The organism is Bartonella sp. CL434QHHD (genome assembly GCF_042195145.1).
In the GTDB taxonomy this organism is placed as follows: domain Bacteria; phylum Pseudomonadota; class Alphaproteobacteria; order Rhizobiales; family Rhizobiaceae; genus Bartonella.
The window spans coordinates 1-4,051 of the sequence record NZ_JBHINT010000021.1; the positions used below are offsets into that span (position 1 = coordinate 1).

Consider the following 4,051-nt stretch of genomic DNA (forward strand, 5'->3'; position numbering starts at 1 on the left):
TAATTGTGATTTATAGACCGTTATGAAAACACTTATGAAAACATCTCAATAGAAACTGATCATTATAGAGATGAGCAAAATCCCTTTTAATAAACTTTTGTCATTTTTGTCAGTTCTTTTTAGAACCTATATCATTTTTTTTAAATGAGAGAAAATTAAAATCATTATATTTCAATAAGTTAAGTTTTGTCAATTTTTCAAAATACAACTTATTAAAACAGCCATAACAAATAAATACAACTGTAAATATATATTTGTCAGTTTATGTCAGTACATTGAATCGACAAAAGTGATCATTTAGTGAATGATTAAAACATGTCTTATGAGAGTATGTGATCTTTTAAAGCCTTTCAAAAGAAAGGGATTATAATCATAATAAATGCTATCAAGACCATTATGGTTATGAGTTTTGGAGGTGCTTTTTACGCCCCCCTTTACATATTTTTCAATAAAAAATAAAAGTCATTATATTTCAATATGTTATTTTTTATCAATTTTTCAAAAAACAACCTATATCAATAGTACAACCTATAAATTCAACTAATGCTCTATGTTTTGTAAGGTTTTTGGGGGGGTAGAAACATTCAAAACCTATAAGTAATATAAGAAAATGAATATACATAACCCTCTTTAAATAAAGCTTCTGATAACAATAAAGCACTCATTTTAGATTACGGTTTAATCTTTTAAAGGCAATGTAAAAGAAGCGTATTCACTTTAAGATGGGATTTCTTAAAAGTCTTAAAGCAATTCAAAGTAGAGTATTTAAAAGTGTAAGTTTCTTCTTTTTAGAATAATGCATATAAACACTCCTTTTAAAGATTGTATCTAATCAACTTAACAAGAGAGGTATAGATTATGGTTATAAGATTCTATACCCCTTTGTGAGTTTAGCAAGCCAAGTCTATTCAGTTTCTCTAATTTCTAATTTTGGTAAGTTCTTAACGATTTTCATTGTCTCTAAACTTATGGTAATAACTCTAGAGGGTAGGCAGGGTTGCCAATGGTTTCAACAGCATAACGATTGGCATCATTAACAATGCCACTCTTTTTATCAGTCTTAACACATTGACGCCCCATAACCCATTCAAGAGCGGGTTTACCATTAACGATATACTCACAAGCGTCAAGAGGGATATCTGTTATTGTGATATTGTTATTATAAATAACAGTGGTTTTATCTTTCTCTTTACCTGCTTTTGCGAATTTCATTTCAGTCACGTAATAGAATTTTTCTGGATTAGAGATCTCTGTAACTTTTGGATTACCTTTTTTAAAGGTTACGGGATAAGGTTTTACAGTTTCATAATTCACGTGCAAATGATCCAGTTCACGCCCTGTTACAACAGAGCTCCGTTTTCGTATAAGGGGTTTAAGTCTCTTCAAAAGAATTAAAACGAAGCTTATTAAATCCATTTTGAACGAATTGAGAAAAAATGCAGAAAAATGCTAAAAAAGCGGATAATTTTTTCAAAAAGTTTTTTTAAAGCTTGTTTATCCACAGCCCATAACACGGGGGCAGATCAGCAAAATAGTGAAATTTGCTATTCGTTTTATGGAAAAAAGACAAATTCGTTATGTGATTTAAGATATCAGAATGAGTATTTTGATGAGTTTTATAGTCACTAAAATAATCTAGTTTGTTAGTTCAATTTACAGACATAAACTGACAAATATATATTATTGATTGTATTTAAGGTTGTATTGTCGATATAGGTTGTATCATTAAAATACTAACGTATTGAAATGTAATGTTTTTAATTTTCTCTCATTAAAAAAATAATATAGGAGCTAGAATGAACTGACAAGACTGACAAAACTCTTCTGATAAGGTCACTCAGATCATTTGCTTTTTGAGAAAAGTTCCTTGATGAGAATGCCATAAAAAGAGTTTTGCGTGGTTGTCTTAAAGACTTCAAAAAAGTTTTTTTATTGTTTGCTATGATGGTTTTTGACGACAGGATGTGCTTGATAGCATGATGTCTCGTTTATATGCGTGTTGAGTGGCTTAGAGGAGCTGGAGAGTGAATTTATCTCTAATTATTGATAAATATATTGTAGCATTAAACTGGGGATATTAATGTATTAACCATTGACGGGCTAAACAGTTTTGTTTAGAGGTTTCTTTATATAGATGTGGGGGAGAGATCTTCAGCAGTTAAAATAAAGCAGTTTTGGGTGTCACTTTTCTTTGGTAACAGAGGCATGTGCTTTTGTTAAAAGCGTCATAGGGCAGTGGCTGTTTTGAGTGGACTTGTTAGAGGTTTCATGAAGTTCTTTTAAAGAGTGCTTCATGAATAATGCAAAGCGGGGGCAATCTGTATTGTTATTGATATTTTTACGCCAAAGTTCTCTTTTGAGAATTTTTCGTGCCATTTTTGTTTTCTTTGGCTTGTTTACAGGTGTAAATGTTTATGCGCGCTCCTCAGCTATTTTTCATTCCCCAACCGATAATTTTTCTCGCCAACAATCTGAGAAGCAGCAATTAGAAAGAATTGAGAATTTACGCGCTTTAACGCCTAAAAGGATCAAGACGCCTTCAGAGCAAAATCCAGAAACGCTTTTGGGTGGGAAGCAATGTTTTCCCATTCATGCTCTTGTTGTTGAGGGAGTGCATCATGTCAAAAAGCGCTTTATATCAGCTGTAACAGAGCCTTATGTTGGAGGATGTATTGGTCTTTTTGATATTCAGCTCTTAATCAAGAAGTTAACCAAAGTTTATTTGGATCAAGGCTATGTAACGGCGCGTTTTTATATTCCTGATCAAGATATCAAAAACAGCAAGACGCTCAAATTTGTTGTCATTGAGGGTAAGCTTTCAGAGATTTACTATAATGGTTCACCGGCATCTCGTTATAACAATGTTGTATGGAGTGCTTTTCCTGGGCTTCAAGGTCATGTTCTGAATATGCGCGATATTGAACAGGGGCTTGATCAGATCAACCGTTTGAGTTCAGCGCACGCTCAAAGCGAACTTCTTCCAGGGCGTGAAGAAGGGAGCACCATTGTCAATATTAACAATCATCCCGATAAAACTTTCAAGGTTACTGTTTCTCATGACAATATGGGACAATCTTCCACGGGTTATGCGCGTTATAGTGCGGGCTTGAGGGTAGAAAATATTTTAGGGATGAATGATGCGTGGGATTTTAACTATCAGCGCAGTCAGACAGATTATTGGGGTGGGAGCAAGCAAGAAGGACATAGCAATAACATTTCAGCGAGTGTGAGTATTCCGTACGGTTATTGGACCTTTGGATTGAATGGCACTGTTTATAATTACCAAAGCATTATCCCTGGCAATTTTACCGATATTGAGACGACGGGGGATTCCAGTGAGTTGCACGCCAGTACAAGCAGAGTTCTTTACCGTGATGGTGTTTCCCTTACAACCTTGAATTTAGGTCTTTCTTATAAAAGAACCAACAATTACCTTCTTGGCAATAAGATTGAAGTGGGCAGCCGTCAATATAGCGTCGCCAATTTTGGGATTTCGCATTCGCGCCAGATGTTGGGGGGGACTTGGACCTTTGATGTGAGTTATTTGCAAGGGCTCCCTTTGTTTCATTCTGTCAAGAAGCACGATCCAGGGGCAGGGGATGCGGAGCCACAATTTGCCAAATTTACTGGTACGCTTAGTATCATGACGCCTTTTAAGGTAGGGGGCTTGGACTTTATACTGAGCAATCTTTTGAGTGGTCAATATTCACCGCATAATTTATTGGGTGCTGAACAGATTTCGTTGGGGGGCGCTTCCAATGTTCGTGGCACGCGTGAGAGTTTGCTTTTTGGCAATAACGGTTTTTTTAGCCGGAATGATTTGTTGTTGCGCACCATTCCGTGGAGCAATCACGCGACCTTTAAAAAAGTTTTTGGTGAACTTCGCCCTTATGTTGGTTTGGATTATGGGCGTGTGTTTTCGCAAGCTTTGTATGGGATTAAGAGTGACCAGCTTGCCGGTTGGACAGCAGGTGTCAAGCTTGCGGGAGGCATGGTCTCTCTTGATGCCAGTTATTCCAGTATTTTTTGGAGCACAGTTAAGCACAAAAAA

At 35.8% G+C, this 4,051-nt stretch carries 1 protein-coding gene and 1 pseudogene; one reads left to right on the plus strand and one right to left on the minus strand.

The window, feature by feature from the left end; all coding sequences use genetic code 11:
- Positions 1-904: 904 nt before the first annotated feature.
- A pseudogene (locus ACFILN_RS03760) lies at positions 905-1,347 on the minus strand (type ISP restriction/modification enzyme); the annotation flags it as partial.
- Between the two features lie 946 nt (positions 1,348-2,293).
- Between ACFILN_RS03760 and ACFILN_RS03765 the strand changes: the two are divergent.
- Positions 2,294-4,051, plus strand: a 1,758-nt coding sequence (locus ACFILN_RS03765) for a ShlB/FhaC/HecB family hemolysin secretion/activation protein (RefSeq protein WP_375670896.1), incomplete at its 3' end; no start/stop codon positions are given.